Below are 21,011 nucleotides of genomic sequence, written 5' to 3'. Positions count from 1 at the left end.
GTCGGGAATCCAGGTCGTCGGGAGTGCTCGCGGCTGCGATATGCAGTGGCTACGGCTACGACAGCAGCCCCGGTCGGACTGGACGAGTCGAGCTTCATCACCGGTGCGCGCCACCCGTGGACGGCGGATGCACCGCAATGTGACGAGGCGGTGGCAGATGCAGTCGCCGTTGATTTCACCTGGGACGGGTGATGCCTGGGGACTGCCGAATCAGCAGACTGACGTCGCCGCTGGAAACAGCGGTGCACCACAACCGTCTTTTGCGAGGAGCGCACCGATGCCCGCCGATTTCGCCGATCGCACCGATTTCGACAACGCCAATCGCGGTCTCGTCGCCGTCCTCGAACCGGCGCAGGTCCGCGCCGACGACGGCAAGCTGGTCTACGACGCCGCGGGCTTCGCTGCGGCGACCGCCGGCGACTGTCCCGACACCGTGAACCCGAGCCTCTGGCGCCAAGCACAACTGACGGCGATCCACGGACTGTTCGAGGTCACCGCCGGGATCTACCAGATCCGCGGCTACGACCTGTCGAACATGACGCTCGTCGAGGGCGAGACCGGGGTGATCGTGATCGACCCGTTGGTTTCCGCGGAGTGCGCCGCGGCCGGCCTCGCCCTGTACCGAGAGCATCGCGGCGACCGCACAGTGACCGCGGTCATCTACACCCACTCCCACATCGACCACTTCGGTGGGGTCCTGGGCGTCGTCGACGCCGACACCACCGTGCCGATCATCGCTCCCGAGCATTTCCTCGAGCATGCGGTCTCGGAGAACGTCTACGCCGGCGGGGCGATGCTGCGGCGCGGGATGTACCACACCGGGGTCGTTCTTCCTGTCGGCGCGACCGGCACCCTGGGTGCAGGCCTAGGACCCAGCACGTCGACCGGAACCGTGGGGCTGCTCGCACCCACGCTCGACATCACCCACACCGGCCAGGAAGAGACGTTCGATGGCGTCCGCATGGTGTTCCAGGTGACTCCCGGGACAGAAGCCCCGTCGGAGATGAACTTCTACTTCCCCGACCATCGGGCACTCTGCCTGGCGGAGAACGCGACCCACAACCTGCACAATCTGCTCACGCTGCGAGGCGCCGAGGTGCGCGACGCGCGCAACTGGTCGCGGTACCTCGCCGAGGCGATCGAAATGTTCGCCTTCGACTCGGACGTCGCGTTCGCCTCGCACCACTGGCCGACCTGGGGCACCGACGAGCTGATCCAGTACCTCACCGAACAACGCGACCTGTATGCCTACCTTCATGATCAGACGCTGCGCCGCCTCAACCAGGGGCAGGTGGGCACCGAGATCGCCGAGGACTTCCCCATGCCGCCCGCACTGGACGCCGCGTGGCACACCCACGGCTACTACGGCTCGGTCAGCCACAACGTCAAGGCGATCTACCAGCGCTATCTCGGTTGGTACGACGGCAATCCGGCCCACCTGTGGCAGCACCCGCCTGAGGCGGCAGGTGCCCGCTACGTCCGCGCGATCGGAGGGATCGACGCCGCCGTCGCACGAGCACGAGAGTTCGCCGAGGAAGGCGATCTGCGGTTCGCCGCCGAACTCGCGAGCCATGCGGTGTTCGCCGATCCGGAGCACGCAGGCGCGAGAGAGGTGCTCACCGACGTGCTCACCCGACTCGGCTACGGCTCCGAATGCGCGACCTGGCGGAACAACTTCCTCGTCGGTGCCAGCGAGGTCAATGGCCCGCCGCATCCGGCCGAGGTCAGCGCGGCCGGAATGGCCACCGCGCTCACCATCACACAGATCTTCGACAGCATCGCGATCCGCATCGACGGTCCGCGAGCCTGGGACGTGACGGCGACCATCCGCTGGCATTTCACCGACGTGAACGAGATCTACCGCATGGAGTTGTCCCACGGCGTGCTGATCCACCACCCGACGACGCGATCCGATCCGGCCGACCTTCTCGTCGAGCTCACCACGCCACAGTTGCTCGGCCTGCTGGCCGGATCCGGAACCGACGCGGTCGCCCTGGAAGGCGACGCGACAGCGATCACAAGGATCGTCGAGCTGACCGACAACCCCGACCCGACGTTCGCTATCGTCACCCCGTGATCGTGGCGCGCACCGCTTCGGTCTGCAGTGTTGTGCGCGCGTGTGACGGTAACCCCTCGCGCGTCGCTGGGCATCAGGCCACCGTTAGGTTGCGGGGTCGCAACCTAACGGTTCCCAAGGACTTCCACACCACCGGAGTGCCATCACCGTCCCGAGCTCCATGCCAGGACCACGGACTTGCGGCGGCGCCGATCGACTACCTCCAAACATGTTGTCGCGCAATCGATCTAAAACCACCGATAAGCGATATTAGGACATTATGACTGGTAGAGGCCCATCGACCAGGGAGCAGACCTCGGCTCCCTGGTCAGGTGGCAGTTCAGGACGACCTGAAAGCCCTGAAACCTGGGTGCAGGCGGCGTTTACGAAACGTAGGGCGCCTGTAGGACGATCCGTGCCGTGACCGGAAGCTCCTCGATCGCAGCGATCGCATCGAGTTTGTATCCCCCGCATGCATTTTGCGGGAGTAGCGGTTGCATTCCCAGGCCCTGGTCATTCACCAGCCATACCGTTGGGGGCCACTCTTGATTGGTGTGGCACGACATGTCACGCGGCTCGGACGGTTCCGCGTATGCCTCGAGAACGGCATCCAGATTGCCCTGCCGGCGGGTCTCGACCCACGCTGCGTATCCTTCTGCAGCTCCGCCTTCCCAGTCGGGCCCGCAGGTGACAACTGATCTCGGGGTGAATTCTGCTGGAATCTCCGTCGGCTCTGGGGAATCCGAACCCTGCACAGTCAACCCATAGGTGGCGCCGAGGTTGCGCGCCGCGCATGTGGGTGTACTCAAGACGGACACCTCACCCGAGGACTCCACTGGCGAATAGGGAGCCGAACCGGATGTTGTGGCTCCACACGCTGCAGCGGAAATCGCTCCAACCAGGACGGCGAGCACCCTCCAGTGCCTCATTCACCCAATCTACCCAGGACACCGCGACTCGCCCGTGACCCCTGACTACTCCCATGAAACATGGATAACCGTCATTCTCCACGAAACACGCGCAACTCTCCCATCTCCATACACCGCAGCAGCAACCAGCAGGCAGTGGCATACGTTGACTCGCCATCACAGACCCGCGAGATCGACCGTGGCGGTATCAGCGTGGGTAATGCCAGTCGAGTTGCCCGTCGGTGACGCGGGGTGCCCAGCGGTCGCAGAACACGGCGCCGGCTCAAGGCTGTCGGCGAGGTCGGTGAGCATCGCGCTCAGTGACACCAATGTGGCCCGGCCGCGTCAGTGTCGACAGCGGTTGCGGGCCACGACGTCTCCGATCCCGAGCTGCTCGCAACCCTCGACCGCGAAGATCGAGAACGGCAGACCCAGCGGCCGATCGGACGTCGCGTCCCACCGGTCATTCGGAAGCACCACCAACAAGAACCTGCCTCTTCTCGCCAGACATCTCGATCCGCTTCAACACAGCTGGGCCTCGACCTTCGACTCGGTCGATTCCGGGTGTTCCCCACCGGGGTATCGTTCCGACTGCTGATCGCCGCATACCGGACCACATCCCGACCAAACCCTCCCCACCGGACCCGAAACGATGAACCTCAGCCACAGAATCAAACCGGGCCAACCCCACCGAATACGGCTGGTCGTCTCCGTCGGTCCCCGACGCGGCGGCTTCTACAGTTGTTCAATCCTCTCGAACTCGTCGAGGCCAGCCTTTGGAGTCGTTGGTGCGTGATACACGCCGAGTACAGACCGCAGTGCTCCGGGCCCCAGGATCCGATGAGCCTGTACTCATGCCGATGGATCGGCGGGAGGCACTCGCGCTGCGCGCAGCCCTCGCACACCGGAGTCTTTGGTGCGGACACTTGCTTGGCGGATGCGGTCGCCGGTTGACCACTCGGATCGGGAAAGAACGCGTCCCACACTTCGCGCACTTTCCGAATGCGGATGGCTCCACGCCGCCATGCAACCGTACCCACATGGACGCGGCGAGCGCCGACCACCTGTTCATCAATGTCGGAATCCGGAATATGTTGGAGCGCGAGGGCCGAGGACTAGGCCGTGTCAGGTTCGACGGAGACTTCCGAACCGGCGGTACCTGCAAGTGGGTGACCGTCGAACTCCCGAACGGACAGGGATCAATCGTCGTCGCGCTCCGAGGCGCCGACCTTTCCGACTGGAAGGAACGTGAGGCACGACTCCTTGCCTCGTCGCAGTGGGTGAGCTGGCTGTTCGGTCCCGGACAAACCGCGCCCCGGAGTCTGCTCCGCCGCAATGGGTACTCACTGCACCTTGCACTTCAAGACGCCGCGGACAGTCGACTCCTCCGACTCGGGACCCAACTGCCGAACGAACGCACGCACTGGACCGATTTCGGCGATCTCCAGCTCAGCGCCACCGGGCTTGTGACCACTACGTCGCAGAAACAGAAGTCACCCGTCGCTGATCGAAGGTCGTCGTCCTCCGATACCGTGCAGCCGGTACCGAAAGCGCCAAAGCTGAAGCCGCCTCGCACGGTGATCCTGCACAACGACATCAGGATTACTGTTCCGGAATTTCAGGTGTTGTTGGCGAGCATCGAGCAACGCTACGAGTCCACTGGAAAATCCGCGAAGGCCCACCTCTTCGCCGAGTACGCCCGGACCATCCGTCCCCGCGGCACCCTTGTGCGGCTCGATGTACCCTTCTGGATGCGGCGCGACATAGACTCCGCCCTCGGTATGTAGGGCGTCACCGCAACGGAGACAGTTCGTACGTGACTGCGTTAGGGACAGTGCCGCCCCTTCTTGATCTTGTTCGTCTGCGACTCGAGGAATGCAACGTCCGGTGGTGCACCGACACTGAGCCTGTTGGATCCGGAATCGTCTCGCCTGTCACTCGGCGCCGTTCAGCCCTTCCACGCGAGGTGGAGTCCGTCAGTCGGCGGGCGGGGCGCGGGCGGTACCGGCACTGTGGTCGAGCTTCCGGGTCTCGAGACCCGGACGGTATCGGGTATGCGCGCCGACCTGGCACAGGCCTCTGGACGCGTGTGAAAGGGGCCCGAAACTTGATCACGGTTTCGGGCCCCTCTGCAGGATGCTCATTCTCTGGAAGGAAAAGTTGCTGTCCTGGGGCGAAACGGTAGCCACTGACGGGGAGGGAAGCAACTTCGGGTTGGTCGCGCCGAGGGCTGCCCCTCGCCGTGGGCGCACCGTCGTCGGACTACGCTTCCGCGCATGATTGATTGGAGCGGCAGGCGTCTTCGACATGAGCGATGAGGCGCTGCTCCCGCGATGCACCGCTCAGCAGAACGCGGTGGCGACACTCAGCCCACCAGGGAGCGCCGACCATGTAACCTCTCATCGCTCGACCAGGCAATGGAGCATCCGCAGCACACACCCCCGGTGAAGTGGCCACGCCTGCATGTCCAATCAGCCCTCGGCCGGTGCCCGTCGATGCGCACCCCCACCGATCCCATGACCGCGCCGTTCAGAAGGAAGCATGTCGCACGACCCGAGTTTGCTGCAGATGGCCGAGGTTCTCGGCGGCCCCGACCTCGTCCACCGACTACGACAGACGTTCCGACTGTACGACGACCTCGACCCGAGGATGGAAGGCTTTCTGCACTTCATCGCCCCCAGCACTGTGTCCCACACAGCCGACGACTCGCCCGACCCCGGAATACCGGAGTCCGTGCTGGATCTAGCCCACTATGCGCGCTGCATCCACGGAGTCAAGGAGTTCGTCGAGACCACCGAGGACCAGTTCCAGATACCGCGTCTGCTGGAAGACGTTGGCTCACATGGGGTTCCCAAACCGGGAGCTGCGTCCGTACTGTACTCGACGGTCGAACGCACCCTGATCTGGGACGACCCCTCGTCGGACTCCGATGTGAGCACCCTGACGGTGCTGCGCGGGCTGCTGTACCTGGCGTTGCTGTCCGGCGAGACCCGAATACTGCAACAACGCCAGGCCATCGCACGCGCGCTCATCAGCGGGAGCGGAGGGCGGCTCGCGCGACTGCACACCGACGAGATCCGGCAGCACGAGGCTGCGGCATTGTTTCTACTGACCGAGCATCTCAAAGATCCGGCCGCGAAACGCGACGAGCTGCGGCAACTGCTGCGCGACATCGTCGGCGACCGACTCACCGTAATCAGCAAGTGGCACGACCCCGTCACCACGTACCGGGACTACCGGGCCGCGCTGCTCGCCGCCGGCGTTCGGCCGCCCTGGGACAGGAAGCCGAACGATCCGCGCTACCGAGGCGGGTTCACTCTCGACGATCTGCGCAGCCCCGGTCGCGCTCAGCTTCTCTATGGAAGCAGCAACTCCTACATCGACGAGGAACGGCTCGACGTCCTGGACGAACTCATCGAGCTCTTCGGCGAGGACCGATGCACCCTCATGCGAGGCGAGTTCAACGCGCAGAACAGCCTCGACGTAGACACCTCCACGATTGACAGGACCTACGTCATCCTGGTGATCAAGGCCCGCGACGAGGGGCCCTGGCAAGAGGACGCCATCGCGATCAGCCCCTTCGCCGGGGCACACGGCGTCTACTACGTACGCAGCGACGTGTCCCAAAAGACCTGGCAGGACGTGCTCGCCGCCGGAAAGCTCTCGGCACGGAACTCCGGCGCCCGATCACTGCGGTTCCGTCCCAGGGACATACACGACGAGTACGAGGCGATGGCACTGAAACTACAGGCGTTGTCCGAATGCAACGCCGAGGCCTTCCTCGCCGGCAAACTCACCTACGACGAGTTGGCGATGGACTACACGGTCGAACGAAACTGAGACGCGGCAACCGTCCACTCCGGGTCTATCGGTCAGCCCTTCCGATGCCCGCATGCAAGCATCGAGGACACCGACATGCACGCGTTCGATCACGCGGTACGCGCGTTCGAGCTGGACGAAGGGTTCGTCATACTCGTCGCCCCCGCCCGACACGCCGCACTGCTCGAGAGCGGCGTCGTCGTGGAGCACCGATGCCCACGTCATCGCCCACGCGATGGCCGCCCGTTCGACGTGCCCGTGAAGGGTGACGACAGGTACCTCGGCGAGGCCGTCCCGGCAGCGGTACACGCGGCTCGTCGCGTGGCCCCGCTCCCCGCCGGCGGCGCCCCGGTTTGTGGGCCGGTAAGCGGCTCTTATGACACTTCGCGTGGGCTGACGAGATCCGCCACACTGACGCGGTGAGCCATGCGGATGACCTCGACGAATACAAGCAGCGATTCGAAGACAAGCTGCAGCCACACCGAATTCGAGCAACCCTGTCGTTCGCCGGCCTGTACCAGATCACGCATGAGATGCTCAAGCAGTCGGTGCTAGGCGAGGTGCGGCAGTTCTACTGCCGAGGATTCGACGAGACCGGCTGGCTCTTCGACGAGGAGGGGTATCAGCGACAGGTCCTGGTCCACTCACCGAAGAATCGGTTCAGGGCGTCTCTGCTGTGGCTCGTTGGCTTGGAAGCCATCACCTTGGCGCAAGCCGACCGACTGGACGACATCTATGCCCATCGCCATGAGTTGTCGCATGAGCTGATCAAGTACGTCATCGACCCCGAGTTCGAGCCGAACGTTGACCTCTTCACCGACGCATTGGCCATTCTCAAAGCGATCAGGCGGTTCTGGACAGGCATCGAGAAGGACATCGGAAGCTTTGAGGATTTCGGTGACGTGGACCTCGACGAAGTGGCTCCACTCTCACTCGTGGTGCTTCAGCAGTGCATCGATGCCTACGTAGCTGGTTTGGCCGACTAGCCGTTGGCCGGCTCTTTTGGCAATTCCGACTCGGCCGAGCCGGACACCGCCACCCGGATTCCGGTACCGGTCAGCCGGGTCACTCCCCCGTGTAGCCGCGTGGGCACGGCCCGTTTGCAGCCGCGCTCGATGAAGTAGGGGTCACCACAGCATCGACGGAAAATACACCGTAAATGCTGGTCAGGAGGATTTTGTAAATGTCATGTCCGCATCCGCTCGCCTCAGCAGGAGGAGCCGCAGCCCAGCCCTCTCATTCGCTATCGATCGCTGCCTCGTAGAAGGCGTCCGCGAGCGCGATGATGACAGCGCTGATGCCGGGTCCGTCGCTGAAGAAGTAGTCGGCCATGGTGTTGTGGGCCTCCTGGTTGTCGACGACCGCCTCGGTCACCGCGGCCTGGAAGTCCTTCGACTCCATGAACTGCTTCTTCGAGTTCACCGCGGTCTGCTTGACCAGGTCCGGGTACGCAAGCAGACGCTGCACCAGTCCCTGCACGAACTCACGGACCTGCGACTCGGTGAACGCTTCAGCGCCGAAGAGGTCGTTCATCTTGTCGATGACGACCTGCAAAGCGACGTACTTCGGCTCCTTCCGGGTGCCGGTGCCCGCGGCGCCGATGCCCTTGAGCTCGCCCTCACCGGTCAGCGCGATGTCGACCGCGGCCGCCTTGTTGTGCTTGACCCCGACCAGCACTACATCGGAGAGGTCGACCTCCGCAGCCCAAGACGAGTCTGCAATGACCTTGTCCAGCAGTCGCAGGAAGATCGACAGCATCTCCATGTACGGGTCGCCGTAGTCGACGATCTGGCTCATGAAGTCGTAGAGCCGGACGTAGGTTGCGACGTCCTTGCGGAACAGGTCGAGGGTGTTGAGGGTGACTTTGTCGTCGGCCTCGATCGCCGCCGCGTAGCGGCGGGCGAAGTCGTGCTTGGCCGGGCTGATCGCGGCCGAGAGGGCGTTGTTGCCCTTCCGCGTGACCCACAGTTCGGCGACCTCACGCACCTGCTCCGGTGTGTAGATCCCGGCCTGAGCGAGCTTGGTGGCGAGGTGCGCGACGACGTACGGGTCGGTCTCGGTCTCGATGGTGGCGCCGGTGAAGTACGGCTCGAACGCGGCCCGGATGTCCTCGGGTTTGTTCACGAAGTCGATGACGAACGTCTTGCGCTTGCGCTCCCCGCTCGCGGTGCGGTGGGTGCGGTTGAGCCGGGACAGCGTCTGCACCGCGGTCACCCCGGAGAGCTTCTTGTCGACGTACATCGCGGAGAGCAGCGGCTGGTCGAACCCGGTCTGGAACTTGTTGGCGACCAGCATGATCGTGTACGTCGAGCCCTTGAACGCGGCGGCCAGATCCGCCCCGGCGCCGGGGTTCAGGTTGGCCTCGGTGAACTCGTCGTCCTTGCTCGGCTGCGGCCCCCACTCCGACACCCACTGCTCGTCCTCGTCCATCGTCACCGCACCGGAGAACGCGACCAGGGTGCGGTAGTTGTACGAGGCATCCTCAGCGGCCCGCTTGGCGATGTAGGCGTCGATCGCCTTCTTGTACTTCACCGCGGCCTTGCGTGAGTCGGTCACGACCATTGCCTTCGCCTTGCCGGCGAGCAGGTGGGCGACGTTGATGTGAAAGTGCTCGACGATAATCTGCACCTTCTGGCTGATGTTGGTCGGGTGCAGTTTCACCCAGCGCATCAGGCCCTTCCGAGCCGCGGACTCCTCCACCTCGCCGCCGTCGCGGCTCTCGGTCTGGCCGGCGATCTTCAGCGCGGTGTCGTAGGTCTGGTAGCCCTTGAGCACGTCGAGGATGTAGCCCTCCTCGATCGCCTGGCGCATCGAGTAGAGGTGGAACGAGGTCGGCTTCCCGTCAGTCCCCTTACGACCGAAGAGCTCGAGGGTCTTGTTCTTCGGTGTTGCGGTGAACGCGAGGTAGGAGATGTTCTCCGACTCGGCCCGCTCGGTCATCTCCGAGGCCAGGATCGCCTCGACGTCGATCTCACCGCTCTCCTCGATCTCGGTGACCTCCTCCGCGGTCAGTACCGCCTTGAGCTTGGAGGAGATCTGGCCGGACTGCGAGGAGTGCGCCTCGTCGGCGATCACCGCGAACCGTCGCCCCTTGAGCGATGAATCCTTGCGAATCTCTTCGAGGGCGTACGGGAAGGTCTGCACCGTCACCGCGATGATCAGCTCCCCGTTCTTGAGTGCGGTTGCCAGCAGACCGGATTTCGACTTCGCCCCCGCCTTCCGGACGTCCTCCGGGCTGATCGTGGCCACGATCTTCCCGGACCCGTCGATCTGCCGGATCGCCTCCTGGAGCTGCCCGTCGAGCACGGTGCGGTCCACGACCACGATCACCGAGTCGAAGACCTTCTTGTCGTCCACGTGCAGTCGCGCCAGCCGGTGCGCGGTCCAAGCGATGGTGTTCGTCTTCCCCGACCCTGCCGAGTGCTCGATCAGGTAGCGCTGCCCCACCCCTTCCTCACGGACAGCGGCCACGATGTTCGTCACGGCCTCCCACTGGTGGAACCGCGGGAAGAGCATGCCGGTGCGCCGCACCGACGTCCCGGTCGCGACATCCCACTCTTCCTTGGTTTCCACGATCATCAGCCGGCCGATGATGCTCAGCCAGGAGTCCTTGTCCCAGACCCGCTCCCACAGGTACGCCGTCGCCGACCGGCCGGCCTCACCCGGCGGGTTCCCCGCGCCACCCTTGTGACCCATGTTGAACGGCAGGAAGTGGGTTTTCTCGCCCTCGAGCCGGGTGGTCATCGCGGCCAGGTCGTTGGAGACCGCGAAGTGCACCAGCGCCCGGTGCCCGAACGACAGCAGCGGCTCGGGCCGCCCGTTGGTCAGCGGATTCCGGTCCTTGCGGTACTGGTTGATCGCCTCGTCGAGAGACTGGGTGAAGTCGGTCTTCAGCTCGACGGTGGCCACCGGGAGCCCGTTGACGAAGAAAACCAGGTCGATGCTGCGCTGGTCGGCGGTGGAGAAGTGCACCTGCCGCATCACCCGCACCCGCATCGCCGCGTACTGCTCGTTGGTGGTCGCGTTCAGGCTGGTCTCCGGGCGGAACTGCGCCATCTTCAACCGGCCACCGCCGATGTACTGCACCCCGTTGCGCAGGATGTTCAGCGTCCCGCCACCATGTTCGAGGGGCTTGTCGAGCGCCGCGGTCAGCACGTCGAGGAACTTCGCCTGCGACCCCGCGGCCTTCAACGCCTTCTCGTACGCCGCCTGCTGGGTCTGCTCCAGCCACGCGAACAGGTCCTCGGGGAAGAGCGCCCGCGCCCGGTCGTACCCGACGTCATTCGCCGAGTACAGCCACCCATCGGACTCCAGGTCCGCGCAGATCTCGGACTCGAAGACGACCTCGTTGTGATCCGCCATCACGCCACCTTGCGCACGTCGATCTGCCCCGTCACCGCCGCCGTGATCAGCGCCGATCGCCGCTCGCGGGCGAGTTCGATGAACCGCTCGGTCTCGACGATCAGCGTGTCGATCTTCGTGGTCTGCACGTCCAGGTGTGCAGCAATGCGGTGCTGCTGCTCAATGGGAGCCGTGGGCACCCGAAGACCTCTGATGTCGTCGAGCGCCAACTGCATCTTTGTGCCACCCGCTGCGCCTTCGTTGAGCTGGTGCTGACCTGTTGTGGTGAGCATGAACCAGCCGATGAACCTGGGGTCGACTTGATCACGTTCCAGGCGGCAAAGTGCGACATGCTGACTGACATACGCGCCCACCCAATCGCCCTCGACCACGGCTACGGATCCCAGATATGCGGTGATTGAGAAGAGCAAATCGCTTTCCTGGAGCATCGTCCGTGAGCCCTCTGTCACGTCGGTCGGAAGGTCCACGAACTGGATGTCACCACGGATTTCGAGGTTGGCTCGCGGCAGGTTCCCGATCCGGAGGAAACGCTCCCCCTGATCCGCGTAGTAGCCGCCCCAGCCACGGGAGCCGCTCGTCAAGAACTTGATGTATCGGCGCAGTTGGACACTGGGTTCACCAAGAGTCGAGAACGACTCATCGATGACAGCCTGACGACGCTCGCGCAGCATCTCGATCAGGCGCTGCTGCTCCTTGATGAGCGTGTCGATGCGGGCAGTCTCGCGGTCGAGGTAGTCGGCGATTGCGCGCTGCGCGGCGTATCCGGGAAGGTACGCGTCAATGGTCTTCAGCACTGAGAAGGGAACCTCAGTGGTGCGGACGTTGGCTTGATCGCCTGCGCCGATCCCGCGTTCGCGCTTGATGAGTTCCTCGGTGAACCAGGAGGACTTCATCAAGTAGGCGATGAAGATCGGGTCGGTTCCTTCGCGTGGCCGCATGACCTCGTAGTGGTAGGTCACGAGACCATCTTCCGCGACGACGCCCATGGCGCCGGCGCGAATGCTCATCTTGTTGAATACGATGTCGTTCCGTCGGCATACCTTGTACGCGTCTAGCGATTCCGCACGCTGGGGCGCATCCGTTAGCTCACTGCGCCGGATGACGCCCCTGGTCTGAGAGACCGACATCAGCGGAAGATCGATGCCCGGGATACGCTCGTCGATCTTCACCATTGCATGCCCGAATCGTGTCATTGCTCCACCTCCCGCAAGAGACCCAGGATCTTGGCGACCTGCTTCTCCAGGTCAGCGTCGATCTCTGCGAGTGGCCGCGGCGGGACGTACTTGTAGAAGTGGCGGGTGAAGGGGATCTCGTACCCGGTCTTGACCTTCGCCCAATCGATCCAGGCGTCGGGGACGTGCGGCTTCACCTCGGCGTCGAAGTACGCCTCGATGACCTCGACCTTGCCCGCGGCACCGGCGGTCGAACCGCCGTAGGTGAACGGGACGTTCTCGGTGTCGCGCTTCTTCGAGTCCGACTTGGGCTTGCCCTTGCGGTCCACAACCGGCTTACCGTCCTCGTTCAAGAGGGGGTGCTCTACGGTGATCGTCCAGTAGCCGAACTCGTCGTTGCGCAGCACCTTGGAGTAGTCCGGGTCGGCGTCGGTGAAGTCGGCGTACAACTTCACGACCTCGGCGCGGTCGGCGTCGCTGATCTCGCGGCCCTTGGAGCCGAGGTTCTTGCGCATCTTGGTCCAGAACGAGGTGCCGTCGATGAGCTGGACCAGGCCCTTGCGGTCGGGGTGCTTGGTGTTGTCGAGGATCCAGATGTAGGTGGCGATCCCGGTGTTGAAGAACATGTTGGTCGGCAGCGCGACAATGGCCTCGACCCGATCGTTCTCCAGCAGCCACCTGCGGATGTTCGAGGGGCCGGATTCAGCGGCGCCGTTGAAGAGCGGCGAACCGTTCATGACGATGCCGACCCGGCCGCCGCCGTCCTCGGGGGCGCGCATCTTGTGTGCCAGGTGCAGCAGGAAGAGCATCTGCCCGTCCGAGGTCGACGGGAGGCCGGGCGCGAACCGGCCGTAGGGGCCGGCCTCGTCGCGCTCCTTCGTAACCGCCTTGGCGTACTGCTTCCAGTCGACGCCGTACGGCGGGTTCGACATACAGAAGTCGAAGTGCCGGCCCGTGAACGCATCCTCGGTGAGGGTGTTGCCGAAGGCAATGTTCGTCGCGTCGTGGCCCTTGGCGAGCAGGTCGGACTTGCAGATCGCGTACGACTGCCCGTTGTACTCCTGGCCGTACAGGCTCAGCTTCGCGTCCGGGTTCTGTGCGAGCAGGTGCTCCTCGGCCAGGGCGAGCATGCCGCCGGTGCCCGCAGTCGGGTCGTACAGCGTGCGGACGATGCCGGCCTCGGTCAGGTCGGCGTCCTTCTCGGCGAACAGCAGATCCACCAGCAGCCGGATCGCGTCCCGCGGGGTGTAGTGGTCACCGGAGGTCTCGTTCGCGGCCTCGTTGAACTTGCGGATGATGTACTCGAACGCATCGCCCATGTCGGCGTTGGAGACAACGTCCGGATGCAGGTCGACGGCCTTGAAGGAGGTGACGACCTCGCGCAGCAGCTCCGCCTTCTCCAGGGCGAGGATCTCCTTTTTGAAGTCGAAGTACTCGAACACGTCGACATCGGGTGAGAACCGGTCGAGGTAGTCGGCCAGGTTGTCCGCCAAACCGTCGGCGTCTTTGAGGAGGTTGTCGAAGGAGTAGTTCGAGGTGTTGTAGAACGGCCGCCCGGTGGCCTTCTTCACCTCGACCTTGAGCCGATTCGGGTTGTCGTACTTCGCGGCGAGCGCGCGCACCGTCGCCCGGTCGGGCTCGAGGATGCAGTCGAGGCGGCGCAGGATCGTGAGCGGGAGGATCACGTTGCCGTACTGGTTAGGGCGGTAAGGACCCCGAAGTTGATCAGCGATCGACCAGATGAAACTACCGAGGGTGCTCACAACGCTCCTTACAAGGCTCACTCGACGATGACTGTTGGACGCTTACGCGCGTGCGCGTCCAACGGTCGACGCACGGTCTGCATCATCCCGTGCGTCAGAAGTGCATCATCGCGCATCACAACACACGCGCCCCAACAAGGTCTGCAGCAACTACCGGCGCAGTGGACGCGCGGAACCGGTAGAGGTCGGGTGTCCCAACGAGCAGTCGGGGTACAGCTGGGAGCCAAGTGGATGCGTCACCGGTCAATAGCGCTGAGCTCTCATCCGAAGCTGTGCGGGAAGGAAGCGATCGAGTTCCTCATCTGTGAACGTCATTTCCTCGTTCACCTTGAGCGCCTGGCTCGCGGCCTTGTATGCGCGACGGCTGGTGTCCGGTGCCTGGTGGTAGATCTCGTCGAGGTCGGCCTGGATTGAATCGCGGCGAGCGCGAGCCTCGTCAGTGGGAAGTCCGGTACAGATGTCAGCAATCAGATGCGTGAAGCGCTCACGGATCACAAGCAAACTCTTTGCAGCGGCCCGATGGCGAGCGGCTTCCTCCGACGGGTCAGTGTTGAGTTCGAACACGGAAAACCCGAGCGACAGCGTCGCAAGGATCGCGCTGATCCACAGGTAACCCGTCTCGCCGACGATCGCCGTCGCGACCAGTCCGCCTGACGTCAGCGCGATGAGCACGACGTTGGTCCTCTTCAGCCTGGTGGCCCGCCGCGTCGCGAACTCGCGGTCCTTCTCGTGCGTCTTATGGGTGTAGACCACACGACCGAAGGTCTCCCGGACTACGCCGAGGATCGGGTCATTCGTCATACTGGTCTCCGAAGATCTTCGTCCACATGTACACGGCGACTGCCTCGTCACTGTCGTTGCCCTCATAGTTGCAGGCCTCTTCGGCATTGCGGAGGGCGGTCTTTGCCTTGGAGACCCACGCGTCGCCGTACTCACATTTCTCGGAGATTCCCGGAATCTTGCATGTCCCGTTTGCGTACCGGATCAGTTCGGCCAGGTAGTCGCGGACCATCCAGTCATCCCACGTCGACGTCTTCCCGCGATGCTCCCACGTCGACAGGAAGTTGATGGCTCGCAGCTCGATGCAGAGCGACTTGATGGGCACGTTGCAGTGCTGTTGCCAGACTTTCATCATTTTGATCAACCGGCGAGTCTGCCCGTTCGTCGCCCTGTCTGAGTCATCCAGATACTTGAACTCTGCGGAATAGTTCGACGGCATCCAGCTTCCGCCCTCACGCGTGTTCGGGATCCAGTATGTGTCGCGATCTTCGGCGTAGTAGGCCGGCAATACTTCAACCGTGTGGCCGCTGGTGAACGGCACCACCACGACGGGTCCGTCTCCCTTCACTTTCGTGGAAGGGTATCGAGCTAGGAGAAGTCCACGGATCTCCTGCAGCAGTGCGGACTGCCCGTTTCCGGAGTAGTCGTCGAACCTGAGGAAGGTCGAACCCGGTATGCGGAAGATGAGGTCGACGTCTCGGACGGGTCGGACCCTGGTCCGCTTGCCGTGTGAGCCGATCAGGAGTTTTGTGCTGCCTGTGTAGGAGGTCGTCGGATAGAAGTGCTCATGCAACTTCTTCGCCACCACATTGCTTCGCGAGGTCGCGTCGGCTCGCTCATCGGCCGTAAGCGTGATGTTCCTGAGAAACCTGTCGAAGTGTGTAGACGTGCTCAACGGAACCTGACCCCCTTCACCCGCGGCCGTGCTGTCCAAGTCGCCGGGAATTGTCCCACAGGGGCCCAAGACCTTTCGGGAGCGCGAGGCAGCCGAACGAGCTGACGCGATGCGGGAACATGAGGAACTGGTCCAGCAGTTGCTTCCTCACACCCAGGTACAGGCGATCGACGCCTCCGAGTAGGCGGTAGCCCGGCTTCTCATTTCCTTGGTTTTGAGACGGCGCTTTCAGTCGGGGGTGGCGTGATGCACTGACGACCCTGCACGGAGGCTGCCGGGGCTGGTCGGTTGGTGGTCAAGGGAGGAGATCGAAGTACTGCAAGCGGGCTTTCATCGCGTGGATGAGGAGTTCGTTGCTGCTGCCGAAGCTCAGGACGACCAGCTCCAGGAGTCGGCCGTTCGGGTCGAAACCAAGCCGGAACTCCCGTGCGAGGCTGTCGTCATCGAGTCGACGGCATAGGCGCGGTGTTGGACTGCGTAGACACTGTCGGCTTCGTCGATTCCATGTTCGAGGGCGGATTTGTGCGCTTTCACGCGACCTGAGTCCAGGCGCGGACCGCTTCCCGGATGGCTTCCGACCTGGACACATGCTCTTGTTCTGCACGAGCGTTCAACGCCTGCAACAAGGCTTCGTCCAGGCGGACCGGCACGACGGTTCCGGGGCCGTCCCCGATCGTCGGGCGGCCACGCTTGCGCAGGGTGGCGACGTCGTATCCGGCCTCGGCTTCGTCCGCCCACTGCGTGATCATCTTGTCGGTGACGGGGGTTCCATTGATTGTCTCGTCAGCCATACCCAAAAATGTAATACGAAAAAATGTTGCTCGGTCAGAGCAGAAAAACCAGCCCCGACACCGGCCGAACACCGCACCGACGCCCGTTCACCAGGGCGTGCCGTAAGTTAGTTCCACAACAATGTCTCGAAAAAATACTACGGAGACGACATTCGATACGATTGGGAGTATGGAACTCGGGTATGCGCGGGTGTCGACGACCAAACAAGACCTCGAACGGCAGATCGACGCCCTCACCGCCACCGGTATCGACCCGGACCGTATCTATGTCGACCGCAAGTCCGGGGCCACCACCGACCGCCCGGGTCTGACCGCGATGCTCGACTACGCCCGCGATGGGGATGTGATCGTGGTCCACACTCTCGACAGGTTGGGCCGCAACGTCCGCGACACGTTGAACCTGATTCATGACCTGCGTGAGCGTGGGGTCGGGATCCGCAATCTGGCCGATCCGATCCGCATCGACTCGAGCAATCCAGATGATCCGATGGCGCAACTGGCGGTCGTGCTGCTCGCCCTGTTCGCGCAGATGGAACGCACCTACGCCCTCGAGCGCGCTGCCCACGCCCGCCAGGTCGCCACCGCGAAGGGCCTGCGCACCGGCCGTCCGTCGGTGGTCACCGAATCCCAGATCGCCCACGCCACCCAGTTACGGGACGCCGGCGCCACCGTCGCCGAGATCACCGCCAAGACCGGGCTGACCCGATCGACCCTCTACCGGCACCTGCCACCACGTCCCGCCGAATCGGTCACCGCAGCCCCACCCACAACGGTGGTCGAGGCCGCGGCACCGGATCCGGCACAGGCAATGGCCCCCCACGCAGCGGAGACCAGCTGACCTGCCCGATCTGCGGCTACCGGCCGCCTGCGCGGAAGGACCTGCTCCTCCTCGCACTGCTGACTGTACGTCGACGGCGTTCGCGATCCCGACCAGCAACGGTAAGGGCTATCTCACCGTGCGCCAGTGGATCCCGGCCCCAGCTGTTCGGCCGTGCCGGTAGCACCGTCAGTGCCGTTGTCGGTACCGCTGACTATGGTCGGGTCAGCGGCGAGCAGCGGGCCGCTCCCCACCGACGTGTCTCGAGCTCACCGGGCTCCGGGCCGGGCTCGGAGGCTGTGCCTCCGGGCTTGGGGCGGCCCGCCGATCTCGCGTACTGCCGGCTGAACGAAACAGCGCTCGCCCAGTTTGCAGTCGCTCCTGGCTCCCGAGCTGTCGCGTTCGTCGCCAAGGGTTTTCCGGCTGCAGATGCCATCCGCCGATCCACCTGAATGTTAGGTGGGCTCACTCTTTGGCGGCACCCGCCGGCCGCACCGCGAGAAGCCAACCAATCTGAGAGGCCTGCTCTTGGGGAAAGTGGCACAGGACCTCTCGGTCGGGTGCAGGTGGCAAGGTCAGTGAGCGGCGAGTTGGAAGTCGTCGTGCTCGATCGCGATGTCCGAGACGGTCGCGGTGACCTTCTCGAAGTTGGCTTTTGCGTCTCCGCCGACGATGTCGCGCTGGAGTTCGTTGACCACGGCTCGTTCCCAGGCGTCGGGGTTCTCTGCGACCACGTCGACGAAGACGTCCTTCGGCAGCCGGACGCGGGCGCGGACGGTGAACTCGAGTTCGATCACGTGCGGGTCGTTCATGCGTGTGCGCTCCTTCGGCAGATGAGATGGTGTAGATGGCAAGGCACAGTGTGAATACAGGTCTTCTGCAGCAGCGGTGTCCCCGCCGCGGTGATGGTCATTGTCCGCAAGGCCCCCGCCCTAGTCGTAGTCCGGTGATCAGTCGACAGCGGCCACCGTGGGCGCCCCCCGCCACAGATAACCGTAAGGCAGCCCCGGAAGGCAGTGTGGTGCCACCCTCGCGACCGATCGTGCGATCCGGATCGACACGACGCGTGGCGCGCATGCGAGCAGGTTCTCATCTCCGTCCACGGCTCGTCGGGGGGTATGTCGTCGGTTCAGGTCAGCGGCAGTCGATGTGGATCGAGAGTTGGACGCGGCCGCTGTGCGTTCGTGGCCAGTCCGTGGGGGCGTCGGTGGTGGCGGCGATGTCGAGTTGGTCGGGTTCGGACCAATCAACGGACTGGGGGACGTCGAGGAAGTGGTGTGTGGTGTCGATGTCGGCGGCCGGCAGGTTCAGGTCGGCGTTCTCGACGGTCAGGATCTGAGATCCGTGGACCGCGTGGATGTTCCAGCCGTGCGGGGCGGTGATGTCGGCGGCGAGGTCGTCGCCGTGGCCGGCGCATTGGGCGGTGACGTCGTCGGGTTTGGGGGTGGTGATCTCGGTGTCGGAGTGGGCATCTCCCCAGCCGATGACGATGCTGCCGAGGTCGGTGCTGGTGTCGGTGACGATCGCTCCGCTCGTGGAGGTGGTGACCGAGGCGGCGTCCCGGGTGTCGTCGCTGCCGCAGCCGGCCAGAGCCGCGACCGCAACGAGGGCGGCGGCGGTCCGGCCGAGGGTGGTGCGCGGGGTGTTCACGGTCGGTGGTGTCCTCTCGGGTCCTGTCAGCTGACGACGTCGATGAACCAGCGGCCGTCGATCTTCTTGGTGGTGATGGTTTGTGGGATGCGTACCGGGCCGTCGGGCCGCAGTTCGGTCAGATCCACGGTGTACGTGCTCTCGGAGATCGGGGTGATGGCGACGCAGTAGTTGGTGCCCGCGGGGACGGCATCGATGAACGGTTGGAGCTGGTCGGCAGGGACGATGGTGCTGTTCGGGGTGGCAAGGGCTCGGGCGGCGGCCGCGTTGCGTTGGGCGTAGTAGGCGTGATTCCAGGCGGCGATGACGCCCGCGCCGGAGTTCTGGTCGCCGCGGTCGGCGCGGCATTCGTCGTCGACTTCCGGCGATGCGGCCGTGGTTGTCGCGGCCGGGTCGGGCAGGTCGATGATCGGCAGGGTGTCCTCGTCGACGGCGGTGGTGGTGGCTGCGGCCGCGGTGTTTTCGAGTTGTTCGCCGCTGTTGCCGGTGGTGGCCCAGATGGCGGCGCCGATGACCGCGGTGGCCACGACCCCGGCGCCGCTGGCGAGGGCAAGTGTTCGGGTCGAACGCGGCCCCGGGCCGGCCGGGCCGTCGGATGCAGCCGCGGTGGCTGCACCCGACGAGCTTGTTCGGCCCGACGAGCTTGTGGGCGCCCCACCGAGAAGGTCGATCACGGCGGGATGACGCTGTACCCGATGCCTGATGTTTGACTTCTTCATGGTGAGCGCCCTTCCAGTTCAGTTGCGGTACTGGGCGATTCCGTCGCCGACCGCGGTGGAGATGAGGTTGGCGGTCAGGCCGGGGGTGGCGGTGGTGAAGAAGTCGTTCAGGGCCATGTCGACCTGCTCGACGACCTGCTGCCCGCCGGGCTGGGCGGTGATGAAGTCGCGGACCTGCTGGTCGACGACCGGCGCGGCGTGGGCCACGGTCTGCACCGCGTCGGCGGCGGACGCACCGACCGGGCCGGAATTCTCCCAGTCGGCCAGCGTCTCGGCGGTCTGCTCGACGATGGCGTCGTGCTCGACGTCGTCGACGGCGACTTCCCGGGGTTCGGTGAGGTCGCCAGCGCCGAAGTTCGTGGCCGCGGCGACACCGGCCGCACCGCCGGCCACACCACCGACTGCGGCGGCCGGGACACCGGCGACCGCCGCACCGATCGCCGCACCACCAGCGGTCCCGGCGGCACCACTGGTCACGACCGGCAGCCCGGGGATCGGAGTCGGGATGACGGTGCCGAGGTAGGCGCCCTGGACGCCGCCGATGGTGCCGCCGATCAGTCCGCCGACGAGGGCGGCGGGGACGCCGGCCGCGGTGGCGCCGCCGATCGCACCGGTCACACCGCCGGCGACCTGCGAGGCAGCGAGACGTTCGGCGCGCGTGGTCTCGACGCCGATGGACCGCCAGAAGTCGGTGACCTGAGCTTCGAAGATCGCACTCGTGTTGTTGGTGCGTTCGGCGTCCGAGTCGGAGACCCAGTTCGGCTGCTCGAACAGCGAATCACCGAAGCGGATCTTGTTGCGCGGCGAGATGATCGGCGCGGTCGGGGTGACCGCGACGGGCAGGTGCAGCGTCTCGACCGGCACCGGCGCGATGTAGGTGTACTCCGGGGCGACGTAGGTCTCGATCTCGTAGTCATAGTTCGGCATTGCCCGCCACTCGATGTTCTCCGGCGCGTACGTCTGCGGGGTCTCGACCCAGGTCGTGGGCTGCGCCGGAGCCTCGGGCACATAGGCCGGAGCCGGAGCGGGCGCGGTGGTGGTGCCGCCCTGGGCGGCGCCACCGACGGTGCCGCCCTGGGTGCCGCCGCCGGTGGTGCCGCCCTGGGTGGGCGCGGCCCCGGCGGACGGGACCAGTGCGAGGCCAGCAGCGACAGCGGCGGCCGCGACGAGCGCGGTGGTCGCCTGGCGCTGTACCTTGCGGTGCCGGCCGCCGGAGCTGCGGCGTGCGGCGCGGTTGCCGGTGTGGATGTCGTGGTTCATCGAGCATCGCCTTTCGTCT

The 21,011-nt window shown here is 64.8% G+C and carries 16 protein-coding genes; 5 read left to right on the top strand and 11 right to left on the bottom strand.

Translation table 11 applies throughout. From position 1 onward, the window contains the following. Positions 1 to 277 precede the first annotated feature (277 nt). Entirely contained in the window at positions 278 to 2,077 is a 1,800-nt protein-coding gene (locus ACFYVR_RS23455) for an alkyl/aryl-sulfatase (RefSeq protein ID WP_387477719.1), read from the top strand. 1,232 nt (positions 2,078 to 3,309) lie between these two features. Here ACFYVR_RS23455 and ACFYVR_RS23450 read toward each other — a convergent pair. Beyond that, on the bottom strand, positions 3,310 to 3,444 hold the full coding sequence (locus ACFYVR_RS23450; protein WP_387477716.1) for a hypothetical protein: 135 nt from the start codon (positions 3,442 to 3,444) through the stop codon (positions 3,310 to 3,312). Positions 3,445 to 4,004: 560 nt separating this feature from the next. Between ACFYVR_RS23450 and ACFYVR_RS23445 the strand changes: the two genes are divergently transcribed. From ACFYVR_RS23445 to ACFYVR_RS23435, 3 genes are all read left to right on the top strand, one after another. After that, positions 4,005 to 4,751 (top strand): hypothetical protein, encoded by a 747-nt coding sequence (locus tag ACFYVR_RS23445; RefSeq protein WP_387477713.1) that lies wholly within the window; start codon positions 4,005 to 4,007, stop codon positions 4,749 to 4,751. A 754-nt stretch (positions 4,752 to 5,505) separates the two neighbouring features. Beyond that, on the top strand, positions 5,506 to 6,804 hold the full coding sequence (locus ACFYVR_RS23440; RefSeq protein ID WP_387477712.1) for a hypothetical protein: 1,299 nt from the start codon (positions 5,506 to 5,508) through the stop codon (positions 6,802 to 6,804). A gap of 398 nt (positions 6,805 to 7,202) precedes the next feature. Beyond that, a complete protein-coding gene (locus ACFYVR_RS23435; RefSeq protein ID WP_387477709.1) occupies positions 7,203 to 7,769 on the top strand; it encodes a hypothetical protein in 567 nt (188 codons plus the stop codon). A 250-nt stretch (positions 7,770 to 8,019) separates the two neighbouring features. Here the strand turns inward: ACFYVR_RS23435 and ACFYVR_RS23430 are convergent, their stop codons facing one another. The 6 genes from ACFYVR_RS23430 to ACFYVR_RS23405 all read right to left on the bottom strand — a co-directional run bounded on the left by ACFYVR_RS23430 (position 8,020) and on the right by ACFYVR_RS23405 (position 16,546). Then, positions 8,020 to 11,145, bottom strand: coding sequence for a type I restriction endonuclease subunit R (locus ACFYVR_RS23430; RefSeq protein WP_387477706.1), 3,126 nt, complete (start codon positions 11,143 to 11,145; stop codon positions 8,020 to 8,022). Next, the gene (locus tag ACFYVR_RS23425) at positions 11,145 to 12,338 is read right to left on the bottom strand and encodes a restriction endonuclease subunit S (RefSeq protein WP_387477703.1); all 1,194 of its coding nucleotides are present in this window, start codon (positions 12,336 to 12,338) and stop codon (positions 11,145 to 11,147) included. Before ACFYVR_RS23425 ends, ACFYVR_RS23430 begins: the two co-directional genes overlap by 1 nt. Then, positions 12,335 to 14,080 (bottom strand): N-6 DNA methylase, encoded by a 1,746-nt coding sequence (locus ACFYVR_RS23420; RefSeq protein ID WP_387477700.1) that lies wholly within the window; start codon positions 14,078 to 14,080, stop codon positions 12,335 to 12,337. Before ACFYVR_RS23420 ends, ACFYVR_RS23425 begins: the two co-directional genes overlap by 4 nt. Before the next feature lie 243 nt (positions 14,081 to 14,323). Then, positions 14,324 to 14,881 carry an SLATT domain-containing protein gene (locus ACFYVR_RS23415; RefSeq protein ID WP_387477697.1) on the bottom strand — a complete coding sequence of 186 codons (558 nt, stop codon included), beginning with the start codon at positions 14,879 to 14,881 and terminating at the stop codon, positions 14,324 to 14,326. Beyond that, positions 14,871 to 15,794, bottom strand: coding sequence for a nucleotidyltransferase (locus ACFYVR_RS23410; protein WP_387477694.1), 924 nt, complete (start codon positions 15,792 to 15,794; stop codon positions 14,871 to 14,873). Before ACFYVR_RS23410 ends, ACFYVR_RS23415 begins: the two co-directional genes overlap by 11 nt. A gap of 491 nt (positions 15,795 to 16,285) precedes the next feature. Then, positions 16,286 to 16,546, bottom strand: a complete 261-nt coding sequence (locus ACFYVR_RS23405; protein ID WP_387477691.1) for a ribbon-helix-helix domain-containing protein — start codon at positions 16,544 to 16,546, stop codon at positions 16,286 to 16,288. Between the two features lie 169 nt (positions 16,547 to 16,715). Here ACFYVR_RS23405 and ACFYVR_RS23400 point away from each other — a divergent pair, with 169 nt between their 5' ends. Further along, entirely contained in the window at positions 16,716 to 17,384 is a 669-nt protein-coding gene (locus ACFYVR_RS23400) for a recombinase family protein (protein WP_387477689.1), read from the top strand. 554 nt (positions 17,385 to 17,938) lie between these two features. On the opposite strand, the gene ACFYVR_RS23395 is transcribed toward ACFYVR_RS23400, so the two are convergent. The 4 genes from ACFYVR_RS23395 to ACFYVR_RS23380 all read right to left on the bottom strand — a co-directional run bounded on the left by ACFYVR_RS23395 (position 17,939) and on the right by ACFYVR_RS23380 (position 20,992). Further along, a complete protein-coding gene (locus tag ACFYVR_RS23395; RefSeq protein ID WP_387477687.1) occupies positions 17,939 to 18,175 on the bottom strand; it encodes a hypothetical protein in 237 nt (78 codons plus the stop codon). 322 nt (positions 18,176 to 18,497) lie between these two features. After that, positions 18,498 to 19,013, bottom strand: a complete 516-nt coding sequence (locus ACFYVR_RS23390) for a hypothetical protein (RefSeq protein WP_387477686.1) — start codon at positions 19,011 to 19,013, stop codon at positions 18,498 to 18,500. A gap of 26 nt (positions 19,014 to 19,039) precedes the next feature. Next, entirely contained in the window at positions 19,040 to 19,540 is a 501-nt protein-coding gene (locus ACFYVR_RS23385) for a hypothetical protein (RefSeq protein ID WP_387477684.1), read from the bottom strand. A gap of 210 nt (positions 19,541 to 19,750) precedes the next feature. Beyond that, positions 19,751 to 20,992, bottom strand: coding sequence for an insoluble domain protein (locus ACFYVR_RS23380; protein ID WP_387477682.1), 1,242 nt, complete (start codon positions 20,990 to 20,992; stop codon positions 19,751 to 19,753). Between the last annotated feature and the right edge of the window lie 19 nt (positions 20,993 to 21,011).

It is taken from the genome of Rhodococcus sp. NPDC003318 (genome assembly GCF_042879035.1).
In the GTDB taxonomy this organism is placed as follows: Bacteria; Actinomycetota; Actinomycetes; order Mycobacteriales; family Mycobacteriaceae; genus Rhodococcus_G.
This window is presented reverse-complemented; position numbering and strand designations above follow the sequence as displayed.

What these genes read in the sequence shown, in the direction of transcription:
- ACFYVR_RS23415 (WP_387477697.1), bottom strand. Translation starts at nt 14,881, where the DNA reads ATGACGAATGACCCGATCCTCGGCGTAGTCCGGGAGACCTTCGGTCGT.
- ACFYVR_RS23430 (WP_387477706.1), bottom strand. Translation starts at nt 11,145, where the DNA reads ATGGCGGATCACAACGAGGTCGTCTTCGAGTCCGAGATCTGCGCGGAC.
- ACFYVR_RS23425 (WP_387477703.1), bottom strand. Translation starts at nt 12,338, where the DNA reads ATGACACGATTCGGGCATGCAATGGTGAAGATCGACGAGCGTATCCCG.
- ACFYVR_RS23395 (WP_387477687.1), bottom strand. Translation starts at nt 18,175, where the DNA reads ATGAACGACCCGCACGTGATCGAACTCGAGTTCACCGTCCGCGCCCGC.
- ACFYVR_RS23440 (WP_387477712.1), top strand. Translation starts at nt 5,506, where the DNA reads ATGTCGCACGACCCGAGTTTGCTGCAGATGGCCGAGGTTCTCGGCGGC.
- ACFYVR_RS23380 (WP_387477682.1), bottom strand. Translation starts at nt 20,992, where the DNA reads ATGAACCACGACATCCACACCGGCAACCGCGCCGCACGCCGCAGCTCC.
- ACFYVR_RS23400 (WP_387477689.1), top strand. Translation starts at nt 16,716, where the DNA reads ATGGAACTCGGGTATGCGCGGGTGTCGACGACCAAACAAGACCTCGAA.
- ACFYVR_RS23445 (WP_387477713.1), top strand. Translation starts at nt 4,005, where the DNA reads ATGGACGCGGCGAGCGCCGACCACCTGTTCATCAATGTCGGAATCCGG.
- ACFYVR_RS23455 (WP_387477719.1), top strand. Translation starts at nt 278, where the DNA reads ATGCCCGCCGATTTCGCCGATCGCACCGATTTCGACAACGCCAATCGC.
- ACFYVR_RS23405 (WP_387477691.1), bottom strand. Translation starts at nt 16,546, where the DNA reads ATGGCTGACGAGACAATCAATGGAACCCCCGTCACCGACAAGATGATC.